Source organism: Thermopolyspora flexuosa, assembly GCF_006716785.1.
In the GTDB taxonomy this organism is placed as follows: Bacteria; Actinomycetota; Actinomycetes; order Streptosporangiales; family Streptosporangiaceae; genus Thermopolyspora; species Thermopolyspora flexuosa.
The window spans coordinates 2,892,611-2,913,614 of the sequence record NZ_VFPQ01000001.1 but is presented as its reverse complement, the minus strand read 5'-3'; the positions used below and the strand labels follow the sequence as shown (position 1 = coordinate 2,913,614).

The window sequence follows — 21,004 nt, the reverse complement described above, 5'->3', positions numbered from 1 at the left end:
TCGTGCTCAATCGAACACACGAGCGATGCGGCGAGGTGGGCCATGATCTACACCGAGGAATGGGTCACGGCGCGGGCGAAGGAGGCCTACGAGCACGGGCGCGCGACGTTCGAGGTCCGCGCGGAACGCTCGGCGCTGCTCGTGATCGACATGCAGGACGAGTTCGTCCGGCCCGAGTGGAGCCCGTTCTGGGTGCCGGCCGCCACCCGCATGGCCCCGCGGCTGCGCGGGCTCGTCGAGCGCTGCCGGGAGCTCGGCGTCCCGGTGATCTGGACCATCTTCGACGACACCCACCTCGGGCTCGACCGCCCGCACGCGCTGCGCTACCTGCCGCACGGCGACACCGACTGGCGCCGCCCGGCGCCGGCCGAGGTCTGGGAGGAGATGGGCTACCGGGACGACGAGGTCCTCATCCGCAAGCCCTCGTACGGCGCCTTCTACGAGACCCCGCTCGACTCGATCCTGCGCAACCTCGGCCGGGACACCGTGATCGTGACCGGCACGCTCACCAACTACTGCTGCGGCATGACCGCCCGGCAGGCCTACGAGCGCGGGTACCTGGTCGTCTTCGGCTCCGACGTCACCGCCACCGACGACGAGTCCCGCCACGAGCACGAGCTCGCCGTACTGCGCAAGGGCTTCGCGCTCGTCCTGACCGCCGAGGAGATCGTCGAGCGGCTGACCGCGACGGGCCCGGCGGCACCGGGCGGCCCGGAGTCACCGGCCACGCCGGGCCTTCCCGGCCGGGCGGGGGCGTGACGCCGGGCGGTCGGGCGGCTCTCCGGCCCGGGCCGCGGTACGGCGTGCCGCCGTGGGCGGCGGACGTCAGCCCAGGGCCTTGGTGATGAGGTCGGCGAGCACGTCGGGGTCGATGCGCTCGCCGGTGAGGTGGGCGAGGTTCTCCTGGTAGAGGAGGACCACGGCGAACGTGGCGGCGGCGGCCTCCAGGCGGGCCGCGTCGCCGCGCGCCCCGGGCAGCGCGAGCTCGAGCGCGAACCGGGCGCGGCGCGCGATCTCGCGGTTGAGGTGGCCGAGCCGTTCCCGGACCGTGCGGTGGGTGTCGGCCTCGCGGAACAGGATGCGGCGCATCGCGGGGGAGGCGCGCAGCGGGACGCGGCGCGCGAGCCGGGCGAGCATCGCCGCCGGGTCGTGGGGCGGCTCGGCGGCGACGTCGTCATCGTCGAGCTCCTCGACGCCGGTGCGCTCCTGCACCAGCGTGACGAGCACGTCGATCTTGCGCGGGAAGTAGTGGAAGACCAGCCCTTTGGGGACGCCCGCGCGTTTGGCGATCTCGGCGGTCGCGGTCGCCTCGTAACCGGCGACCGCGAACAGTTCCTCGGCGGCGTCGAGGATCCGGGTGCGGGCGTCGCGTTCGTCACCGTTGTCCGTGCTCTTGCCGCGCCTGCGGCCGGCCCCGGGCCGCCTGCGGGCCCGGGACCAGACGGACGACGGGATCACACGTGCGCCGGAGTGCCGCTCTTGCTCTGCAGGGCTGCCCACAGCCCGACGATAACGGTGACGCCCCCGGTAATCCACGCCGTCCAGGCGGCGGCCATGTCGCCGGTGAAGCCGAACGCCCAGGGGGAGAGGAACAGCAGCGCGCCGAACGCGGCGGTGACCCAGGAGCTGGCGCCGCCCGCGCCGAGCAGCGACCACAGCGACGACACCACCAGCAGCGCGCCGAGGATCAGCAGCGGCTGCGCGGCGGCGTCCGCCCCCGCGGCCCAGATGAACGTGGCGACCACCGCCACGAGCCCGGCGACGAGCGCGACGATGTCCGACGTTCGTGATGCCTGCATAGCGACCTCCTAGGCGACGGGGGGACCTGCCTGCCTCGACCTTGCGCCTTGATTGACCGGCCGGTCAATTTCCGTTGTGGCGAGATTCACCTGACCGGATCGGGACATGTGAGGGCCGGTACGGCCCGGCCGCGCACCCTGCCGTGCCGCCGGGCTCGCGTGAGGGTGCGAGCCGGTACGTCCGCCCGGTGGCGTACGGCGGCGGGGGTGGCCCATCGCCGCGGCGGGCGGTGCCGCCGATCCCCCTCGGCCGTGACCACCTCGGCGGCAGTGAGCGGCACCGGCCCGGGAGGCCGCATACCCCGGTCGGCCTCGCCGGACCCGCCGCGGATGGCGGACGTGCCTCACCGGGCGCCCGCCCACCACGGCCGCCGCGATGTTGGTGGTCCGCCCGCATCCCGGCCCGGCCGTGAAGCGGACGAAAAGCGGCTGGATTATCACGAATTATCGTAATTTCGTTTTCAGGATCGAGCGCCGGTGCCCGCCGTTTTCCCGTGGCGCGGGATTTCGCCTGATAATCTCCGCCGGGGATTCTTTCGGTTCGCGAGTGGAGGCGACGGCCACGATGCGGACGGTGGTGATTCAGCCCTGCGCGGGCGATCGGCTGCAGTTCGACGTGATCGAGCTCAAGCCCGGCGAGGAGATCCTGTTCGGGCGCAGCCGTACCGCGATCGACGCCCGGGCGAACATCGTCATCGACGATCCGGCGGTGCCGCGGGTGGCCGGGAAAATCCGGGCGGTGGACGATTTCTGGACGATCAGCAATCTGAGCCGGAACACCACCTACAACGTGGAGAACCCGGAGGGCGGGGGCGAGTTCATCAAAATCCCGCCGGGGCGGCTGAACGCGCCCGTGCCGTACGAGTTCTCCCGGGTCATCCTGCCCGCGGCGCACCCGACCGTCTCGTTTCTCGTGTTCGCCCCGCAGCACGTGTACGCCTCGGCGGTCGCGGTGCCCGGCGAGCAGGAGACGCTGTCGGCGTTCCCGCTCGACGAGACCGCGAAGTACTTCCTCATCCTCGTGGCGCTGTGCGAGCCGCGGCTGCGCGACCCGTCGTCGCCGGTGATCCCCACGGTGCCGCAGATCCTCGAGCGGCTCGCCGGGCATCCGGAGTGCGCCGGGCTGAGCCGGGCGGCGGTCAACTTCCACATCGACTACCTCGCCCGCGAGAAGCTGCGGGTGAAGGAGCCGAGCGGCGGCGGGAGGGCCGACTGGCAGCGGGCCGCGCTGGTCTCGGTGGCGCTCCGGTTCGACCTGGTGCGGGCCGAGCACCTCGACCTGCTGCCCCGGCTCCCGCGGCGGCGCTGACCACGAGCGGGCGCTACGGCGTGTACCGCGGGAGGTACTCCCTGACCTTGTCGGCGTACCACCGCGCGTAGGACGGCACGCCACGGGCGGCGACCATGTCGCGGGTGTTCGACTGGAAGATCGTGGCGGCGAGGATCTGGCGGTCCACCGGGTCCTTGGCGAAGTGGAGCACCCGCGGGGCGAGCGTGCAGATGTACGTGCCCATGTAGTGGATGGACACGTACGGGTCGTAGACCAGCTTGTCCGCCTGCGGCCGCTGCCTCTCGGGCAGGAAGTGCCGCAGCACGCGCGGGGTCCATCGGGCGATGCCGTACTCGTCCTTGGCCGGGTCGGTGAGCGTGGGGTCGAAGTCGCTCAGCGCCTTCAGGCTCGCGGCGAGCAGCGCGGGGGTCACCTCCGGGACCTTGTCCCGGCAGTACGCCGCGGCGACGATCGCCTCGCGGTACTCGGCGGGGACGTCGGAGTCCGCGCGCAGCGGCAGGTCGGGACCGGGTGGCCGCGGGGCGCCGGGCGTGATCGGCCAGAGCAGCGCGACGCCGAGGGCCAGGGCGAGGGTCCGGCTGAGCGCCTGGCGGCGGCGCGGCCGGGGCCGGGCCTGGGCGCGGTCCGGGTCGGCCGCCGACCGCCGCGCGCGCTCGAGCAGCTCGGCGGCGCCGGGGCGGCGCGCGGGATCGGGCGCGAGGCAGTCGGTGAGCCACTCCCGCCAGCCCGGCGGAACGGACTCGGGGAACAGCAGGTCGCCGTCGCCCGCGGCGTACCGTGCGGCCTGGGCCGCGCGGGCCCGCGGCGAGGCGCCCGGGAACGGCATGCGGCCGCTGAGCAGCTGGTACGCGGTGACGCCGAGGGCCCAGATGTCGGAGGCGGTGCGGAAGCGGGTGCCGTGCTCGGTGAGCGGCTCCTCCCAGCGCTCGGGGGCCATGTAGCCGAAGGAGCCGCCGGGCGGCAGGTACGCGTGGGTGCCGTCGAGCTCGGCGGCGAGGCCGAAGTCGGCGAGCCGTACCGAGCCGTCGGGCATCACCAGCACGTTGCTCGGCTTCAGGTCGCCGTGGATCCAGCCGTTGTCGTGCAGGTAGGCGAGTCCCTCGCAGATCTCGACGATGTAGCGGGCCGCGTCGGGCACCGGGCCGCCCTCCGCCCGGGCGAGCAGGTCGGCGAGCGAGGCGATGGCCCGCTCCATCACGATGACGGCCGCGCCGTCGAGCTCGGGGTGGTCCGGGTCGTCGACCACGAGCGTGTGGTGGAACCGGATGAGCCGGTGGTGGCGGAGCCTGCGGTGCGCCCGCAGCTCGCGGGAGGCCATCTCGGCCAGGTGGTTGAGCTGCCGTGGGCTGAGCGTGCCGGTCGGCAGGAACTTCAGCGCGGCCCGATCGGGCATGTCGCCGGGAAGATCGCTTGTGTCCCGGTCGCCGACGCGCCGGCCCTCGTAGACGCTCGCCCAGCTTCCCGTCGCGATCGGGCGGACCACCTCCCAGTCGCCGACGCGGTAGCCGGTCGGCACCCGGAGGGCCCACCCCGCCGTGTCCGCTGCTTCCGACATTTCGGGCTTGCCAGCTAAAGACGAACGATTGCTGACCTGAACCAATTTCCGGTCAATTTCGCTGCTTTTCCTTCGCGATTCATCCACCCCATGATCAATGAATGTGCGAACCATCGCTAGCAGATTACCATCCGCCGGTCAACCGCTCCCGCTCTATAACCCTCTGGTTGTGGCCTTCCGCGTTTCGGCGGCACGCTTTCCATGGTCGCGCCGGGGATTAACCGGCGATTATCGGCCGAGCCGGAGAAAGGGGAAAAGGGTATGTCAGTACGGAAGCGTGCCGCCGGTCTCCTGACGGGTCTCGTCACGGTCGCGGCCCTCGCCGTACCGCTCGCCCCGGGGGCCGCGCAGGCCAGCACCCCGTGGCTGGACGATCCGGGCACGTGCACCAACCACCAGACCGCGCGGAGCGCCGTGATCTCCGGGCGCACCGTCGAGGTCCGCTACGGCAACTGCAACGGCAAGCAGTACGGCTGGGGGCGTATCCGCGGCTTCGTCTCCTGGCTGCCGGACCGCATCCGGTTCGAGGTGGACATCAACGGGGACCGGATCCCGGACGGCCACTCGGTCCGCCTCGCCCGGCACCGCAACTACACGGCGGCCTATCCGACCGCGTCGGGCTCGCGGCGCGCCTTCCGCGCCTGCTTCGTCACCAGCGACTCGCAGCCCTGCACCCCGAACAACTCCACCGCCTGGTGGTAGCCGGACCACCTGGGCCGGGGTCCCGCGGCGGAGCGCGCGACGCCGCCGCGGGACCCGCGCGGGTGGCCGGCGATCTCCTGGGGTACGGCCCGCGCGGCACGCCGCGTCGCCTCGGTCGCGCTCGCCACGGAGACGCCGCGCGGCCATCGACCACCGAGCCATCGAATATGTCGGGATAATCGCATTTATCAATAGCTTGTGATGATTTCCTGCTTGTTTTCCCTGGCTTCCACGGCCGAAAGCGGCCGCTCGCGTGAGATGTCGCCATCACATGCACCTTGGCCGGTCGATCGACGCTGTCCGATAAGCTTCCTGTTTGCAGCGTTCCAAGGCATGGCGCGCACCTTCCCATGGTGACGCCGAAGGCGTTATCGACATTTCGCCGGACAGCGGATCAGGCGGAAGAAAAAGGGAAAAGGGGATGTCAGCGAAGGGTCGTACCTCTGGTTTCCTGGCGGGTCTCGTCACGGTCGCGGCGCTGGCCGTACCGCTCACCGCGGTGCCCGCGCAGGCCGGGTCCTGGGTGGACGAGCCGGAGCGATCGTGCAGGGGCGTGCGGACGGTGCAGCAGGCCACGGTCGGCGGCCGCGTCGTCGAGCTTCGTGCCGGCACGTGCAACGGCGCGACGTACGTGTGGGGACGTCTGCGTCACGCCAGGCTGGGGGACTACATCCGTTTCGAGGTGGACGTGGACGGGGACCGGGTGCCGGACCACGACAGCCTCCGCAGTGCCCGAGCGCTCGGCCACACGCCGGGTTACCGGAGGAAGAAAGGTCACGCCTACCGCGCCTGCGTCGTGACCGATCTGACGTCGCGGTGCCGTCCGGCCAACTCCACCGCCTGGTGGTAGCCGGAACACGCGGGGGTGGAGAGTCCCGCGGCGGCGTCAGGACGCGCCGTCGCGGGACCCACGCAGGAAGATCGCCTGGAGCATGGTCCGGGCGAGGGACTCCGCCTCGCCCTCCACGCTCTCCGCGAGGGCGCCGTTCAGCCACAGCTCGGCGAAGCCGTGCACGGCGGACCAGGCGCCGAGGGTGAACGCGCGCTCCTGCGCGGCGTCCGGCGCCAGGGCGCGGGCACCGCTGCGGAGCACGGCCGCCGCACGCTCGCGCGCCGCGGCCACCTGCGGGTCGTCCGCGCGGTACAGCTCGGGCCGGAACATCACCAGCACGTACGGCCGGTGGGTGATGGCGAACCGCACGTAGGCCACGCCCACCTCGAGGAAGTCGTCGGCGGCCCGCTCCAGCGCGTCGGCGAACAGCTCGTAGCCCTCGGCGGCGATCGCGGTGAGCAGGCCGGTCTTGTCGCGGAAGTGGTGGATGGGGGCCGCGTGTGAGACCCCCGCCCGGCGGGCGAGCCCGCGCAGGCTCCAGCCGGTGGGCCCGTTCTCGCCGATCGCCTCCAGGGCCGCGTCGATGATGGCGCGGCGCAGGTTGCCGTGGTGGTAACCCGACGTGGTGATGTGGCACCCCCTTGCCCCCGACAAAGATCAACACATCCGATCCTATCTTGTCGTTGACAAGATGTGTCGCGAACCTCAATCTTGACAATGACAAGATTGGAGGGACGGATGGCCCCCTTGATCGCCCTCGTCGCCGGAACCGTGATCGCCCGCCTGCTCGGTATCGCCGGCATCGACGCGCTGGACGGCATGCGGCCCGCGCTCCGGGCCGGGCTCGCCGTGATGTTCACGGTCACCGGCGTGGTGCACTTCCTGCCCGGCTGGCGCGACGACCTCGCCGCGATGATCCCGCCCGCGCTGGCCCGCCCCGGCCTGCCGGGTCCGCACCTGCTCGTCACCGTCACCGGCGTGCTCGAGCTCGGCGGCGCCGTCGCCCTGCTCGTCCCGGCGGCCGCGCCGTACGCCGCGGCGGGGCTGGCCCTGCTCATGGCCGCGATGTTCCCGGCGAACGTGTCGGCGGCGCGCCGCGGCGTCCCGCTCCGCGGCAGGCCACCGACCCCGCTGCCGCTCCGCACGGTGCTGCAGGCGGTGTTCATCGGCGCCGCGGTCGCCGCCGCGCTCTGAGCCCGGCCCGGCACGGGGTCCCGGGCCGGGCTCTCACGACGCGACGCGGCCGCTCACCTCGAAGATCTTGATGTGCGGTACGGCGGCCGGGCCGGTGAACCAGGCCGCCTCGCGGGCCGGGCCGACCCGCAGGCTCATGGGCCGGACGCCCACCCTGCGGCCGTCGGCGGTGCCGCTGGTGTGGTACCGGGTGTCGGCCTCGATCGCGGTCCGCCCGAGGCGGGGGCGATCAGGCCGATGCCCGCGACGGAGCCGGCGAGCGCTGCGTAGCGCACGGTGGCGAGCAGGGCGTGGGGGAGGCGCGCAGTGATCACTGTCTCGAGTAACAGCGTCAACCCGGGCGGATCGTCGGTGTCCGTGGCCGTGGTTCGAGGTCGGTATCGAAAGGGAGCCGGCTCTTTTCTGGGGCGATCATTTTGCCCACATGCATTGGAACTTTGCTCAATTTTGGGGGTTAGCGTCCAATGATGCGAGGTTGGTCGGAGTTGGCTGGGGAGAGAAGGTGATATTCGGCGGACGGGAGCCGTCATGAAGATCGTTGTCGTCGGCGGCACCGGGCTGATCGGCTGGAAGGTCATGGCGAGGCTCGGTGAACGCGGGCACGAGGCGATCGCGGCGTATCCGGGAATCGGCGTCACCACCCTCCCCCACAGCGGGCTCGAGCAGGCGCTGAAGGACGCCTCGGTGGTGATCGACGCCTCCGACCCGCCGGGCTTCGCGGACGCGGAGGTACTCGAGTTCTTCGAGACCTCCACCCGCACCCTGCTCGCCGCCGAGGAGAAGGCGGGTGTGGGCCACCACGTCGCGCTGTCGGCCGTGGGAACCGGCCGGTTGCCCGGCAGCGGCTACCTGAGGGCGAAGGCCGCGCAGGAGCGGCTGATCGAGGAGTCCCCGATCCCGTTCTCGATCGTGCGGGCGACCCAGCTGTTCGAGACCGTGCCGAGCATCGCCGACGCGGCCACCGAGGACGGCACCGTCCGCGTCCCGCCCGTCGCCTTCCAGCCGGTCGCGTGCGACGACGTCGCGCGGGTGCTCACCCGGATCGCCGTGGAGTCCCCGCTGAACGGCCCGGTCGAGATCGCCGGCCCCGAGCGGTTCCGCATGGACGAGTTCTTCCGTCAGGTCCTGCGCACGTGGCACGACCCGCGCGAGGTCGTCACGGATCCGCACGCCCGCCTGTTCGGCGCCGTGCCGGAGGAGGGCTCCCTGGTGCCGGGCGAGGGCGCCGTACTCGGCGAGATCAGGTACGCCGACTGGCCGGGCCGTACCCGCGGCGGATAACCCTCCGCGTCGGCCCGCGAGCGGCGGTTCCACGGCCCCGGAAATGTCGGTCGCCGTCGTTACCGTGGCGGTACCCGACGAAGGAGGTAGACATGACCGTCGAGAGGCCGAACGGCGGGACCGCAACGTCCGGGGCGACCGTGCTGGACCCGGAACGGGCCGATCTGCTGGCGGCGCTGGCCCGGCACCGGGACCTGCTGCGGTACACCACCCGCGATCTCACCGACGAGCAGGCCCGGATGCGGACCACGGCGAGCGAGCTGTGCCTCGGCGGCTTGATCAAGCACGTCGCCGCGATGGAGCGCCAGTGGGCGAACTTCATCCTGGAAGGACCGTCGGCGATAAAGAACTTCGCCGACATGACCGAGGAGGACTTCGCGGAGTTCGCCGCCCAGTTCGAGTTGGGGCCGGAGGAGACCCTCGCGGGCGTGCTCGAGGACTACGAGGCCGCGGCGCGCCGCATGGACGAGATCATCGCCACCCTGCCCGACCTGAACGTCGCGCATCCGCTGCCGGAAGCGCCGTGGTTCCCGCAGGGCGAGAAGTGGACGGCCCGCCGCGTGGTCCTGCACATCCTCGCCGAGATCGCTCAGCACGCCGGGCACGCCGACATCATCCGCGAGTCCCTCGACGGCGCCAAGTCCCAGGGCTGAACGGCCCACGCGCCCGCCGGGTGCCCGGGCGACCGTGTGACGGGGGCGGGCGTGCCGCGGTTGCAGGCCACGGGCGGCCCCGGCGACAGGCTTCGCCGCAACGGTGTCGGTCACGGACGCGTCGCCCGACCCCATCACGATCACCGCACTCATCCGAGGCGGTCGTGCCGACCTGCCCGTGACGCATGACGATCAGTGCCGCCTTCGGGCGGTTCGTCGTGCCGACTTCGGCGGCTTCGGCGTGCCGTACCTTGCCGCTGGCGGGCGGTGGCCGCTCGTCGGGGCGAGTGTTGACAGAGGTCACGCGGCATCTGCTGCCGGTGTCCTGTTGGTTGCGATAGCCGGCGCTGTTCGGCGCCGGTCGGATCGCGATCGCCGCACTCGTCGCCGGTTCGGTTGTGTCGGCCTGCCTGTGGCGTATGACGGTTTGGCGTCGCCTTGGGGTGGCTTGTCGTGCCGTCTTCGGCGGCTTCGGCGTGCCGTACCTTGCCGCTGGCGGGCGGTGGCCGCTCGTCGGGGCGAGTGTTGACAGAGGTCACGCGGCATCTGCTGCCGGTGTCCTGTTGGTTGCGATAGCCGGCGCTGTTCGGCGCCGGTCGGATCGCGATCGCCGCACTCGTCGCCGGTTCGGTTGTGTCGGCCTGCCTGTGGTGTATGACGGTTTGGCGTCGCCTTGGGGTGGCTTGTCGGGCTGTCTGCGGCGGCTTCGGCGTGCCGTACCTTGCCGCTGTCGGGCGGTGGCCACCGGTGGGGTCATGGCGGCGATACCCATGCTCGGGACGCTGCGGCAGGACCTGACGAACACGGGCGCCACCATCGGCAACCTCGCCAAGTGGTTCGGTGTGCTGCTCGCGTCGCAGGGTTCGGCAGGACCTTGCCTGGATCATGGGCGCCAACCGGGTCGCGATCGGGACGAGAGGTCACCAAGGGCACCCGGCATCCGCCGACGACGTCCTGTTGGTTGCGATACCCGGCGCTGTGCGGTGCCGGTCCGATCGCGATCCGGTCGCCCTGGGCATGGTGCTCGGCCATCACCGGGCGGCTCGCGAGCGCCGTTCTCGCATCACTCTTCGGCTGTGACCTGCGGTCGTGCAGGGATGGCCGTCGAGCGCGGCACGGTGGCCCGGGCGTACACCGTCCCGGACAACGTCAGGCGAAGCGATCGCGAGGGTCGGTTGCAGGGGGATATGCCCGGCACCCGGGGGAGCGGCGGGGAACCGCCGGGCGGGGGATGCGTCCCGCCCGGCGGCGTTGCGGGCCCGGCACCGGCTGATCGCCACGTCCCGGTACACCGCATCCGCCCGAGTAGGTGTACCGGATCAGCCGGTCGAACGGCCCGCGGGTTCGTCCACCCGCCCGCCCGGGTGGGACGAACCCCTCCCCCCTTACCGACGCCGACGCCCTACCGGCGATCCGGCCTGCGGCCGCCACCGGCGGACCGGCCCTCGCCGGCGTCGCGCCCGGTGACGACGCGTTCGTCGGCCATGGCGAGGGAATCGGTGGCGGCCGAGGCCGTGCCCCCGCGTGCCGCGCGGGGCGTCGGCGAGGCGGGCCTCAGCGGAGGCGACCGCCTCGTACGGGAATGGACCGGTGACGGGCCCCCGGCGCCTTCGGGCGCGGGGGCGCCTCGCCCGCTCACACGGGCGGTGAAGGACTCGGCGAGGCCGGGGATACCGGCCGGATCCCCGGGGGCCGATTGCGGATCCGGCCGATCGCTTTCCCGTGCCCGGGCGTGGCCGTCCTCTGTCCAGAGACCGAGCACGCGTCCGCGTACCGGCCGTCTCGGTGCGATCCGCGGCGGCAGCGTGGCAGAGGGGAAACCGGCCCATGCCGGCGGATCGCGGGTTGCGGGGTGGATGGATCGGTACCGGCGCGACCTGGACGATCGGGGCAGGTCGATGGCCGGTGCGTGTTCGGGTGGACGGCACCGGAGAAGGGAGGCCGTCCTGGTGCTGCGGCTCTGCGGCTCGAAACGGGTGAGTCGGTCAGCCGCCCGAAGAGCGGCAGGTCAGCGTTCCGTCACGGCTCCCGTGGCACCGCTCGCGCGGTCGGCCGTGCCGGATTCGGGGTGGGTCAGCTGGGCCAGGGGCTACGGGCGTCGATGGCCTGCTGGGCGCGGGAGACCAGGCCCCGGTACGACTTGCCCGGGTACCACGGCATGCTCGCGATCTGGTCGAAGCCCTCGATCCCCTCCATGTACCGGACCATGCGCTCCCGGGTGTCCGGGTCCGGCAGCGGGCCGCGCATGGCGCGCACGTTCTCGGCCAGGTGGTCCGGGTTCGAGGTGGCGGGGATGACGCAGGTCACGTCCGGGTTGGAGATCACCCACTTGAGGAAGAACTGCGACCAGGTCTCGATGCCGAACTCACGCGCGAAGTCGGGCACCGGCCGGTTCCCGACCACGGCGTGCAGCCGCGCCTTCTCCAGCGCCATGTTCACCAGCACCGCGGTCCCGGTCTCCCGGGCCGCCGGGAGCACCTTCTCCTCGGCCACGCGGGTGTGGATCGAGTAGTGCACCTGGACGAAGTCGAGGTCGCCGCGCCGTACCCAGTCCGCCAGCAGGTCGAAGTAGGCCGGCTCGTGGTGGGTGACCCCGATCAGGCGGACCCGGCCCTCCTTCTTCCACGCGTGCAGCAGCGGGACGACCACGTCCACGTTGGTGAGGCTGTGGCACTGCATGAGGTCGATCGGCCGCCGCCGCGACAGCCGCCGCATCGACCGGCGCAGGTTCGACTCGGCGTGGCTGTCGTCCCACAGGTACTCGCCGGTCGACCAGACCTTGTTGGCCAGGAAGGCGCGGTCGCTGATCCCCATCTCGGAGATGAAGTCACCGAGATTGATCTCCGACCGTCCGTACAGCGGCGACACGTCGAACACCCGCCCGCCGGCACGCCAGTGCTCCTGCGCCACCCTCTTTAGGCGCTCACGCCCCCGGTCGGACACCGTGTCGAACGTCATGAACGTGCCAAGGCCGATCACGGGGATCCGCTCCCCGGTCTTCGGAATGGCCCTGGTGATCAGGCCGTCCCGCTCCGGGGAGGGGTCCGGAGAGGGAGAGGAGGCGGCGGCCCCGGTCGCGACCGTGGACGGCAACATGGCCGCGGCGGCGCCGACGCCCCCGGCCTTAAAGAGCTCCCGCCTGGTCGGGTTCCATTCCTGCATCATGCGTCCTTTCCTCAGCGTCGCGACCATCATGACCGCCGGTGTTTTTCGAGGTCCAAGTCCGATTAGGTGAGGTGATATACCTTGCGGGTATGTCGGTTGATCTGCGGCTCATGCGTTATGTCATTGCGATAGCCGAGACGGGCAGTTTCGAGGCCGCCGCCGAGCGGTTGCACATGACACAGCCGCCGCTCAGCCGCCAAATTCGGGATTTGGAGCGCGAACTGGGCGTCCAGCTGTTCCACCGCCGCCCCACCCGGCTCACCGAGGCGGGAAAGGTGTTCGTCGAATCGGCCCGCCAGGTGCTGGCCGAGGCGGAGCGCATGGTCGAACGCACCCGCGAGGCCGCGGGCCTGTCACGCGGCCTGGTACGCGTCGGCTACACCGTGACCGCGGCGTTCGAGGAGATGCCGAAGCTGTTCGCCGCGATGCGCGACCGCCATCCCGGAATCCGCGTCGACGCCCGGGAGGCGTGGGACATGGACCTCGTCGCCGCGGCGGCCGACGGCGAACTCGACGTACTGCTCGGCAGGCACCTGCCGATCCCGGCCGGCTTCGCCACCGAGGTCCTGCGCCGCGAGGACTTCGTCGTGGTCGTCGGCCCCCGCCACCCCCTGGCCACGCGCAAGTCCGTGGCCCTGCGCGACCTGCGCGGCCAGACGCTGCGGTTCTTCCCGCGCCGCTACGCGCCCCTCTACTACGACCGGGTGCTCGCCGCGCTCACCAGCACCGGCGAGACCTTCGAGATCTGGGAGAACCCGCTGCCGGGCCTGCGCAACCTCAACCTCAACCTGTACGAGGACGGGTTCATGTTCCTGCCCCGGTCGGTGAGCCTGCAGCTCCCCGGCCAGATCGTCTGCCTGCCCGTCACCGACGACCTGCCCCCGATCGAACTGGCCATCTCCTGGAACCGCCACGCCGCCCCACCGGTCATCGCCCTCGTGCACACCGCCCGCCTGCTCGCCCGCCAGGAGGGCTGGCTGTGAAGCCACGGTGACCGGCCATTGCGGCCATTACGTGGACGGGATGTGATGCCTTCCCGAATGAGCCGACAGAAGCTGACCGTGCGGGATGAAACTTCATGTATGGCTGACTCGGCAAGCCAAAGTGGCTGTACCCGATGGAGAATCGGGAATCTGCGGCCGGCGCAGTGAGGAAAGCGAATGGCGCAAGGCGTCAGGTCAACCGGGTGGCGAGAGCCTCGGCGGCGTCGCGGGTGGTGGGGGAGTCGATCGCGCCGAGCGAGCGGTGGAGGTCGGTCAGGAGCTTGTGCGTGCGAGCCGATGAGACCGCGGGGAGTTCGTCGATGACGGTCATGGTCTCGGCGGCGGCTTCCTCCGCTTCGCCCGACAGGGCGAGGGTGTGGGCAAGCCGGAGGCGGAAGTTCACCCGGTTGCGCACGTACCCGACTCCGAGCTGATTGACGGCGGTCCTGTAGTACGAGGTGGCGGCTTCGTGACGGCCTGTCGCCTTGTAGAGGTGGCCCTGGTAGAGGTTGATCTCAGCTGGGCCGTAGAAGTCCATCCAGGCGGGGGCAGGTCGGCCTCGGCCGGCCCGTTCGAACAGGCGCATGCCGCGGGCCAGCTCACCTTGCGCGAGCGCGTGGTCGCCCATCATGGCGAGGGCGTGGGCCTGCCGTACCGCGACCAGGGACTGAAGTCTGGGCGAGTCCAGTGCTTCCGCGCGGTACCGAGCGGCTTCCAAGAAGTCGTGCGCGGCGCGCGGGCGCTTCTCGTAGGTGGCCTGAAGGCCGAGCTGGGCGAGGGAATAGGCGGTGAGATCGTCGTCCTTTAGCAACGCCGCAGTGGCGAGGGCCTCGCCGTAGAAGCGCCGGGCCTGCTCCTGCCGTCCCGCGTCGAAGGCGAGGAAACCGCACAGGGCGGCCGTCTCGCCGGCGAGCCGGTGGAGGCGCTGGCCGATCGAGTTCGGGTACGTTCCGGTCTCGATCAGCTGACGGATGTGGGCCAGATGCCGGATCGCCAGCGGGAGCACGCCCGCGCCGCCGTGGGCGTCGTCCAGGGTGCCCAAGGCGGTGAGCCTGGCGCGCAGGTCCTGGATGTGGTCGCTGCCGATCGCGCCGACGGTCGCGCCGGGGATCGCGGCGGCGGCCGCCGTACCCACGGTGGCCGTGACAAATGTCCGTCTTTTCACGTCGCTTTCCTCCGCCCCGCCATTTGCTGCAAGGGGACCATATTGGGGTGTTTCACCATTCGGGTAGGGCGGGAAACCCAACTCGGTGGGCGGAACGCCGAACATGGTGTGCAATACCCGCCAGGAACGGGGATGCGGCCGGGGCGGGTTGGGAGCGCGCCAGCGGCGGAACTGCCGGTCGGTGATGGTGACCGATTCGCCGATGAGGCGCGCGGTCTTGGCGAACTCGGCGAGGAAGACCGCTGGGCGCGCCCATCCGCGTTCGTGACAGGCCTGGTCGAATGGTGTTCGCCCGATAATGGTCATTCGTCCTCCCTTCTGGTTCGCCGAAACAACTGTAGTCGGACGATTACGCAGTGGCGGAAGTTGTCGGTGATAAAGGTCCCGTTGAAATTCCGGGGTTACGTCCGCCGTATGTAGGTGTTTGCCGATTTTCTGTGCGGCATGACCGAAACCGAAAAGATCACATCCGGCGGCGGGCCGGAGGGTCATGACGCGCGGGCCGTACCGGAGAACCACTGCCGCCGGGGACGGTGGCCGGCGTCGGAGACGGAGCCGGACCGGACGTGGCGACCGGAGTCCCGGATCTTCTCGGCCGATCGCGCCACGGTCGGGGAGGCCCGACGCTGGCTGCGCCTCGTGCTCGACGGGCATCCGCGGCTGGACGATGCGGTGCTGCTGCTGTCGGAGGTGTTCACCAACGCGGTGGTGCACACCCGCTCCGGCCGTGTCGAGGTGACCGTGCTGCCAGACGAAGACGGGACGGTGACGATCCAAGTCGCGGACCAAGGCTCGGAAACGTTCCCCTTCGCCTGCGGATGCGTACGCGACACGCTCGCCGAGTCCGGACGGGGAATCGACCTGATCCGCTCACAGGCACAACGCTGGGGCTTCACCGAAGAGCCGACGGGCGGCCTCCTCTGGTTTGAACTGGCATCGAACGAGGACGGGGCCACCCCCTCGCCAACGGTCGAGATTGCATGAGACCAGGCCCGAGACCCGAGCTACCGGGCGCACCCGTTCCCCTGGGCGCGCCCGGATCGGCCGGTTCGTGTCCGGATCCCGTGATCGGCCGTCCTGCAACGGGCGCGTTCTTCATACCTACTCCGAGGCGAAGTGAGGCCATGGGTGATATGTCCGTATCTGAAGAAGTGCTCAGAAACGGCTTGTCCGTCGGATAAACTCGCAGGTCAGGAAGTGTGCTCCCCGCGCACGCGGGGATGATCCGGCCAAGCGGATCGCCCGCCACATCGCCAAGGCGTGCTCCCCGCGCACGCGGGGATGATCCCGAACGCAAGTACAGCGACCCACCAGGCATGCCGTGCTCCCCGCGCACGCGGGGATGATCCTGTTGGAGTCACAAGCGAAACGTGAGGTAGACAGTGCTCCCCGCGCACGCGGGGATGATCCCGCGAGGTCGAGCCTGGTCATGGGCTCGACCCCGTGCTCCCCGCGCACGCGGGGATGATCCGCGGCAGATGTACGGCGAGATCGGCCTCAAGTAGTGCTCCCCGCGCACGCGGGGATGATCCGGAGCAGGACGCCCTGATCCGGGCGCTGGTGCGGTGCTCCCCGCGCACGCGGGGATGATCCCCGGCTGTCCAACCTCGTGCTGTGCTGCGGGACGTGCTCCCCGCGCACGCGGGGATGATCCCATGGGGAGCACGACCAACTTCGGTGCCGGGCAGTGCTCCCCGCGCACGCGGGGATGATCCGCACGGTGAAGGCGTCCCGGGTGGCCTGGTCGGGTGCTCCCCGCGCACGCGGGGATGATCCCTGGTTTGGGGTGCGGGTGTGATGGATTGGGTTGTGCTCCCCGCGCACGCGGGGATGATCCCAGTGCGGCCCCCGGGCGGCGATCGAGGCGCCAGTGCTCCCCGCGCACGCGGGGATGATCCCGCGGACTGCGGGATCCGGCGGCACCGGTCGCCGTGCTCCCCGCGCACGCGGGGATGATCCCCCGCCGATCAGCACTTCGGCGGCCGTCGCCTCGTGCTCCCCGCGCACGCGGGGATGATCCCACGGACAGGTCGGCCTCGACGGCGCAGGAGCCGTGCTCCCCGCGCACGCGGGGATGATCCCCGCGCCGCCTCAGGGACGCCGATGCTCGAACCGTGCTCCCCGCGCACGCGGGGATGATCCCACGGACAGGTCGGCCTCGACGGCGCAGGAGCCGTGCTCCCCGCGCACGCGGGGATGATCCCCGCGCCGCCTCAGGGACGCCGATGCTCGAACCGTGCTCCCCGCGCACGCGGGGATGATCCCGGCTGGAGCGCGCCGTGGCCGCCCGCCGGGCCGTGCTCCCCGCGCACGCGGGGATGATCCCGGCTGGAGCGCGCCGTGGCCGCCCGCCGGGCCGTGCTCCCCGCGCACGCGGGGATGATCCCGCCGACTACGACCCGATGAAGCCTCGCCTGCGGTGCTCTCCGCGCACGCGGGGATGATCCCACCATCATGACGACTGAGGCGTGCCACCGCGAGTGCTCCCCGCGCACGCGGGGATGATCCCGAGGCGCAGGTGTGCCGCATATCGTGGATCGTGTGCTCCCCGCGCACGCGGGGATGATCCCAGCGCATTCGTGGGCGGGCGGGTCATGGTCTCGTGCTCCCCGCGCACGCGGGGATGATCCCCCGCGACCCCTCCGCCGCCGACGTCCCCGGCGGTGCTCCCCGCGCACGCGGGGATGATCCCTCCTCGTCGTTCAGCAGGGCCACGACGGCGCCGTGCTCCCCGCGCACGCGGGGATGATCCCGCCTCCAGATCGCCGCTGATCGCCGCAGCGAAGTGCTCCCCGCGCACGCGGGGATGATCCCTGTTCTTGCTAGTCAAGCTCAGCAAAGCCTCTGTGCTCCCCGCGCACGCGGGGATGATCCCGACGCACGCGCCGAAGGCCGCCTCCGCGGATTGTGCTCCCCGCGCACGCGGGGATGATCCCCCGCTCGAACCGACCAGCGCGAGCACGGCGTAGTGCTCCCCGCGCACGCGGGGATGATCCGGCCTCCAGGGTCGCCGCGTACTCCTCGTCGGGTGCTCCCCGCGCACGCGGGGATGATCCCCCGGGGGACGTCGAGGCGCAGCCCAGGTGGGAGTGCTCCCCGCGCACGCGGGGATGATCCCCGCTCGTCAAGCAGCAGCTCGCTACGGACCTTGTGCTCCCCGCGCACGCGGGGATGATCCCTCGGAGCGTCCGCAGACGATCGTCGCCTCGGTGTGCTCCCCGCGCACGCGGGGATGATCCCACCGTCCGCAAACTCCAAGCCGCCGCCCAGGTGTGCTCCCCGCGCACGCGGGGATGATCCCGACCATCCCTCCTTGCTCGCGGTCTCCCCGAAGTGCTCCCCGCGCACGCGGGGATGATCCCGCGGCACCGACAGCCCTTCCGTACAGGTCGCCGTGCTCCCCGCGCACGCGGGGATGATCCCCCCTGGAGGGCGGTGGTGATCTATTGGGGCGGGTGCTCCCCGCGCACGCGGGGATGATCCCGGTTTGCCTACGGCGATTTCATACAGTGTCACGTGCTCCCCGCGCACGCGGGGATGATCCCACGGTGCTGCGGGCCGGGCCGTTCGGCACGATGTGCTCCTCGCGCACGCGGGGATGATCCCAAGCACGACACCGTCTACGCCGAGCTGAACGGGTGCTCCCCGCGCACGCGGGGATGATCCCTCGCCCGCGCCATGCGCCTGTTCGAACGGCCCGTGCTCCCCGCGCACGCGGGGATGATCCCCAGCTGCGTCCACGGAAGTGGTGTAAGAGTTTGACCAGGTGACAGGAACGCCGCCGGACACACGAAGCGGCCATCGCGTAGATCCTTCGTGATTCCCGGTCAAGATCGAAGGAGGACAAGCGATGGCCGCCGGCAACAGCCTGGACCCCGCCGCCTGGCTTGCAGAGCAGATCCAGGCCCAGGATCCCGATCTGTCGCGAACCATGGTGAAGACCATGGCCGAGGCGTTGATGCCAGCCGAGGCGGACAGCCTCTGCAACGCCGCCTACGGCGAGCGCAGCGCCCAGCGGGCCAACCACCGCAACGGCTACCGCAAACGCGAATGGGACACCCCGCGCCGGCACCATCGAGCTCGCCATCCCCAAGCTGCGAAGGGGGCCGTATTTCCCCGAATGGCTGCTACAGCGCCGCCGTGCCGAGCAGGCCCTCATCAGCGTCATCGCCACCAGCTACCTTCTGGGGGCGTCCACCAGACGCATGGACAAGCTCGTCGAGCAGCTCGGCATCTCCGGCATCTCCAAAAGCCAGGTCTCGGCCATGGCCAAGACGCTGGACGAGCAGGTGGAGGCCTTCCGCATCCGCCCCTTGGACACCGGCCCCTGCACGTTTGTGTGGCTGGACGCCCTCACCCAGAAGGTCCGCGAAGGCGGGCGGACCATCAACGTGCACGTCCTGATCGCCACAGCGGTCAACGCCAACGGGCAGCGGGTTGAGGTCACCTCAGGCGAGGACGGCACCGGATGGCTGCGTTCCTGCGCGGCCTGGTCGCCCGCGGCCTGTCAGGCGTGCGGCTGGTGGTCTCCGACGCCCGCACCGGGCTGGTCGAGGCGATCGGCGCCACGTTGCCCGGCGCCGCCTGGCAGCGCTGCGGTACCCACTGTCTGCGCAACCTGCTCACCACGGTGCCCAAGTCCGCCCAGCCCTGGGTCGCCACGCTGGTCCGCACGATCTTCGACCAGCCATCGGCCGGGCAGATGCGCACCCAGCACGCCTGGGTCGTCGACGCCCTTGCAGCCAAGTATCCTGCCGCCGCCGACCACCTGGATGCGGGCCGTGACGACCTTCTGGCCTTCGCCGCCTTCCCCCGGGAGATCTGGAGGCAGATCTGGTCGGACAATCCCCGGGAACGGCTGAACAAAGAGATCCGCCGCCGCACGGATGTGGTGGGGATCTTCCCGGACCGGGCTGCGATCATCCGGCTGGTCGGCGCGGTTTTGGCCGAGCAGACCGGCGAGTGGACCGAATCCCGCCGCTCCATGGGCTTGGACATCTTGGCCAAGATCCGGCTTCAGGTGATTGCCGGCGGCACACCGGACCAAGAGCGGCTTCCTGAGTCGCTTACCGCTTAACCTGCGGGAAACGGATCACGCGGTGGCTGCTTTTACACCACCTCAGCGGACGTGGCCCTCCATGGGATCATCCCCGCGTGCGCGGGGAGCACTCGCCACCGAAGTTGTCCAGGCCGAGGTTCTGGGGATCATCCCCGCGTGCGCGGGGAGCACTCCGTGCGCTGGATCCGGGAGAGCAGATCGACGGGATCATCCCCGCGTGCGCGGGGAGCACGGAGTGGTGTCACCCAGGTCGAGCGCGATGTCGGGATCATCCCCGCGTGCGCGGGGAGCACGACGTCCGCGTGGGGTATGACCCCGCCGTGGCGGGATCATCCCCGCGTGCGCGGGGAGCACGCGCAGAGGTTGGCGGCGACGTTCGCCGATGGGGGATCATCCCCGCGTGCGCGGGGAGCACGGGGCGGCCTACGCACCATCCCGGGCCTAGTCGGGATCATCCCCGCGTGCGCGGGGAGCACCGGGTGGCCTTGTCGGCGAGCCACCGCCAGCGGGGATCATCCCCGCGTGCGCGGGGAGCACTCCGGCGCGCTTCCTGTAGGTGGCCCGAAGGCGGGATCATCCCCGCGTGCGCGGGGAGCACCTCGACCTCACCCTCGTCCCGGCCGCGGCCCAGGGATCATCCCCGCGTGCGCGGGGAGCACGGCTCTTGCTGCACGGCGAGGCGGTAGAGGGCGGGATCATCCCCGCGTGCGCGGGGAGCACCTTTGGTCGGCTGGGTCGGGGCCGCCTTGCCAGGGATCATCCCCGCGTGCGCGGGGAGCACCCCGTTTCGGTTCGTTGAAAACCGAACTTGAGGGGATCATCCCCGCGTGCGCGGGGAGCACAGCCCGCCCTGCACGCCGCCGTGGTCGCCCTCGGGATCATCCCCGCGTGCGCGGGGAGCACTGGAACTGGCTCGTCGGCCAGGTCCAAGGGCTGGGATCATCCCCGCGTGCGCGGGGAGCACGCCGGGCCGCCGTTCACCCGGCCGGTCGAGTGGGGATCATCCCCGCGTGCGCGGGGAGCACCCCCGCCCATGCTCGGGGAGCAGCACCCCGGAGGGATCATCCCCGCGTGCGCGGGGAGCACCACACCGCGCCCGCGAGCCTGCGCATCCAGTAGGGATCATCCCCGCGTGCGCGGGGAGCACTACCTGCGCTGATGGCTACTACCTGCGCTGATGGGATCATCCCCGCGTGCGCGGGGAGCACGCCGTGCGTGTGCCGCGCCAAGTGGGGTGATGCGGGATCATCCCCGCGTGCGCGGGGAGCACGGCTTTCGCGATTACCGCGGCACCGACGTATTCGGATCATCCCCGCGTGCGCGGG

Annotated in this window: 15 protein-coding genes, 2 pseudogenes and 2 CRISPR repeat arrays (1 of these 19 only partly in view); of the genes and pseudogenes, 11 read left to right on the top strand and 6 right to left on the bottom strand. The window is 71.1% G+C overall.

Annotation, left to right across the window (positions count from 1 at the left end; translation table 11 throughout):
- Positions 1-42 precede the first annotated feature (42 nt).
- Positions 43-759, top strand: a complete 717-nt coding sequence (locus tag FHX40_RS12325) for a cysteine hydrolase family protein (protein ID WP_142259735.1) — start codon at positions 43-45, stop codon at positions 757-759.
- A 66-nt stretch (positions 760-825) separates the two neighbouring features.
- Here the strand turns inward: FHX40_RS12325 and FHX40_RS12320 are convergent, their stop codons facing one another.
- Both FHX40_RS12320 and FHX40_RS12315 read right to left on the bottom strand, forming a co-directional pair.
- Entirely contained in the window at positions 826-1,500 is a 675-nt protein-coding gene (locus FHX40_RS12320; RefSeq protein WP_244941595.1) for a TetR/AcrR family transcriptional regulator, read from the bottom strand.
- Entirely contained in the window at positions 1,455-1,799 is a 345-nt protein-coding gene (locus FHX40_RS12315; RefSeq protein WP_142259734.1) for an SPW repeat protein, read from the bottom strand. The genes FHX40_RS12320 and FHX40_RS12315 overlap by 46 nt, the downstream gene beginning before the upstream one ends.
- Before the next feature lie 574 nt (positions 1,800-2,373).
- Here FHX40_RS12315 and FHX40_RS12310 point away from each other — a divergent pair.
- On the top strand, positions 2,374-3,108 hold the full coding sequence (locus FHX40_RS12310) for an FHA domain-containing protein (protein WP_211350242.1): 735 nt from the start codon (positions 2,374-2,376) through the stop codon (positions 3,106-3,108).
- 13 nt (positions 3,109-3,121) lie between these two features.
- On the opposite strand, the gene FHX40_RS12305 is transcribed toward FHX40_RS12310, so the two are convergent.
- Complete coding sequence (locus tag FHX40_RS12305) at positions 3,122-4,645, bottom strand: serine/threonine-protein kinase (protein ID WP_142259732.1); 1,524 nt, start codon at positions 4,643-4,645, stop codon at positions 3,122-3,124.
- 261 nt (positions 4,646-4,906) lie between these two features.
- On the opposite strand from FHX40_RS12305, the gene FHX40_RS12300 reads away from it, so the two are divergent.
- Together FHX40_RS12300 and FHX40_RS12295 are read left to right on the top strand one after the other, a co-directional pair.
- Positions 4,907-5,347, top strand: coding sequence for a hypothetical protein (locus FHX40_RS12300; protein WP_142259731.1), 441 nt, complete (start codon positions 4,907-4,909; stop codon positions 5,345-5,347).
- Positions 5,348-5,768: 421 nt separating this feature from the next.
- On the top strand, positions 5,769-6,197 hold the full coding sequence (locus tag FHX40_RS12295) for a hypothetical protein (protein ID WP_142259730.1): 429 nt from the start codon (positions 5,769-5,771) through the stop codon (positions 6,195-6,197).
- Positions 6,198-6,233: 36 nt separating this feature from the next.
- On the opposite strand, the gene FHX40_RS12290 is transcribed toward FHX40_RS12295, so the two are convergent.
- A complete protein-coding gene (locus FHX40_RS12290; RefSeq protein WP_229788242.1) occupies positions 6,234-6,833 on the bottom strand; it encodes a TetR/AcrR family transcriptional regulator in 600 nt (199 codons plus the stop codon).
- Between the two features lie 84 nt (positions 6,834-6,917).
- Between FHX40_RS12290 and FHX40_RS12285 the strand changes: the two genes are divergently transcribed.
- From FHX40_RS12285 to FHX40_RS12275, 3 genes are all read left to right on the top strand, one after another.
- The gene (locus tag FHX40_RS12285) at positions 6,918-7,373 is read left to right on the top strand and encodes a DoxX family protein (RefSeq protein ID WP_142259729.1); all 456 of its coding nucleotides are present in this window, start codon (positions 6,918-6,920) and stop codon (positions 7,371-7,373) included.
- A gap of 528 nt (positions 7,374-7,901) precedes the next feature.
- Positions 7,902-8,654, top strand: a complete 753-nt coding sequence (locus FHX40_RS12280; RefSeq protein WP_142259728.1) for an SDR family oxidoreductase — start codon at positions 7,902-7,904, stop codon at positions 8,652-8,654.
- 92 nt (positions 8,655-8,746) lie between these two features.
- Positions 8,747-9,307, top strand: coding sequence for a DinB family protein (locus FHX40_RS12275; protein ID WP_142259727.1), 561 nt, complete (start codon positions 8,747-8,749; stop codon positions 9,305-9,307).
- Positions 9,308-11,380: 2,073 nt separating this feature from the next.
- Here the strand turns inward: FHX40_RS12275 and FHX40_RS12270 are convergent.
- A complete protein-coding gene (locus FHX40_RS12270) occupies positions 11,381-12,472 on the bottom strand; it encodes an aldo/keto reductase (RefSeq protein ID WP_142259726.1) in 1,092 nt (363 codons plus the stop codon).
- Positions 12,473-12,582: 110 nt separating this feature from the next.
- Between FHX40_RS12270 and FHX40_RS12265 the strand changes: the two genes are divergently transcribed.
- Complete coding sequence (locus FHX40_RS12265) at positions 12,583-13,455, top strand: LysR family transcriptional regulator (protein WP_170198815.1); 873 nt, start codon at positions 12,583-12,585, stop codon at positions 13,453-13,455.
- Positions 13,456-13,645: 190 nt separating this feature from the next.
- Here the strand turns inward: FHX40_RS12265 and FHX40_RS12260 are convergent, their stop codons facing one another.
- Positions 13,646-14,926 carry an NsdA family TPR-like regulatory protein gene (locus FHX40_RS12260; protein ID WP_142259724.1) on the bottom strand — a complete coding sequence of 427 codons (1,281 nt, stop codon included), beginning with the start codon at positions 14,924-14,926 and terminating at the stop codon, positions 13,646-13,648.
- A 138-nt stretch (positions 14,927-15,064) separates the two neighbouring features.
- Between FHX40_RS12260 and FHX40_RS12255 the strand changes: the two genes are divergently transcribed.
- From FHX40_RS12255 to FHX40_RS12250, 3 genes and pseudogenes are all read left to right on the top strand, one after another.
- Positions 15,065-15,604, top strand: coding sequence for an ATP-binding protein (locus FHX40_RS12255; RefSeq protein ID WP_142259723.1), 540 nt, complete (start codon positions 15,065-15,067; stop codon positions 15,602-15,604).
- Positions 15,605-15,819: 215 nt separating this feature from the next.
- Positions 15,820-18,348: a CRISPR direct-repeat array (repeat unit 29 nt; unit sequence GTGCTCCCCGCGCACGCGGGGATGATCCC).
- A 122-nt stretch (positions 18,349-18,470) separates the two neighbouring features.
- Positions 18,471-18,731 (top strand): annotated as a pseudogene (locus tag FHX40_RS26270) (transposase); the annotation flags it as partial.
- Positions 18,694-19,697, top strand: a pseudogene (locus FHX40_RS12250) (IS256 family transposase). The pseudogenes FHX40_RS26270 and FHX40_RS12250, both read left to right, overlap by 38 nt.
- A 63-nt stretch (positions 19,698-19,760) precedes the next feature.
- Positions 19,761-21,004: direct repeats of the CRISPR family, unit length 29 nt; unit sequence GGGATCATCCCCGCGTGCGCGGGGAGCAC (it continues 372 nt past the right edge of the window).

Coding starts and splice junctions, on each gene's coding strand:
- FHX40_RS12280 (WP_142259728.1), top strand. CDS start 7,902: ATGAAGATCGTTGTCGTCGGCGGCACCGGGCTGATCGGCTGGAAGGTC.
- FHX40_RS12275 (WP_142259727.1), top strand. CDS start 8,747: ATGACCGTCGAGAGGCCGAACGGCGGGACCGCAACGTCCGGGGCGACC.
- FHX40_RS12270 (WP_142259726.1), bottom strand. CDS start 12,472: ATGATGCAGGAATGGAACCCGACCAGGCGGGAGCTCTTTAAGGCCGGG.
- FHX40_RS12295 (WP_142259730.1), top strand. CDS start 5,769: ATGTCAGCGAAGGGTCGTACCTCTGGTTTCCTGGCGGGTCTCGTCACG.
- FHX40_RS12315 (WP_142259734.1), bottom strand. CDS start 1,799: ATGCAGGCATCACGAACGTCGGACATCGTCGCGCTCGTCGCCGGGCTC.
- FHX40_RS12285 (WP_142259729.1), top strand. CDS start 6,918: ATGGCCCCCTTGATCGCCCTCGTCGCCGGAACCGTGATCGCCCGCCTG.
- FHX40_RS12260 (WP_142259724.1), bottom strand. CDS start 14,926: ATGACCATTATCGGGCGAACACCATTCGACCAGGCCTGTCACGAACGC.
- FHX40_RS12255 (WP_142259723.1), top strand. CDS start 15,065: ATGACCGAAACCGAAAAGATCACATCCGGCGGCGGGCCGGAGGGTCAT.
- FHX40_RS12300 (WP_142259731.1), top strand. CDS start 4,907: ATGTCAGTACGGAAGCGTGCCGCCGGTCTCCTGACGGGTCTCGTCACG.
- FHX40_RS12305 (WP_142259732.1), bottom strand. CDS start 4,645: ATGTCGGAAGCAGCGGACACGGCGGGGTGGGCCCTCCGGGTGCCGACC.
- FHX40_RS12325 (WP_142259735.1), top strand. CDS start 43: ATGATCTACACCGAGGAATGGGTCACGGCGCGGGCGAAGGAGGCCTAC.
- FHX40_RS12265 (WP_170198815.1), top strand. CDS start 12,583: ATGCGTTATGTCATTGCGATAGCCGAGACGGGCAGTTTCGAGGCCGCC.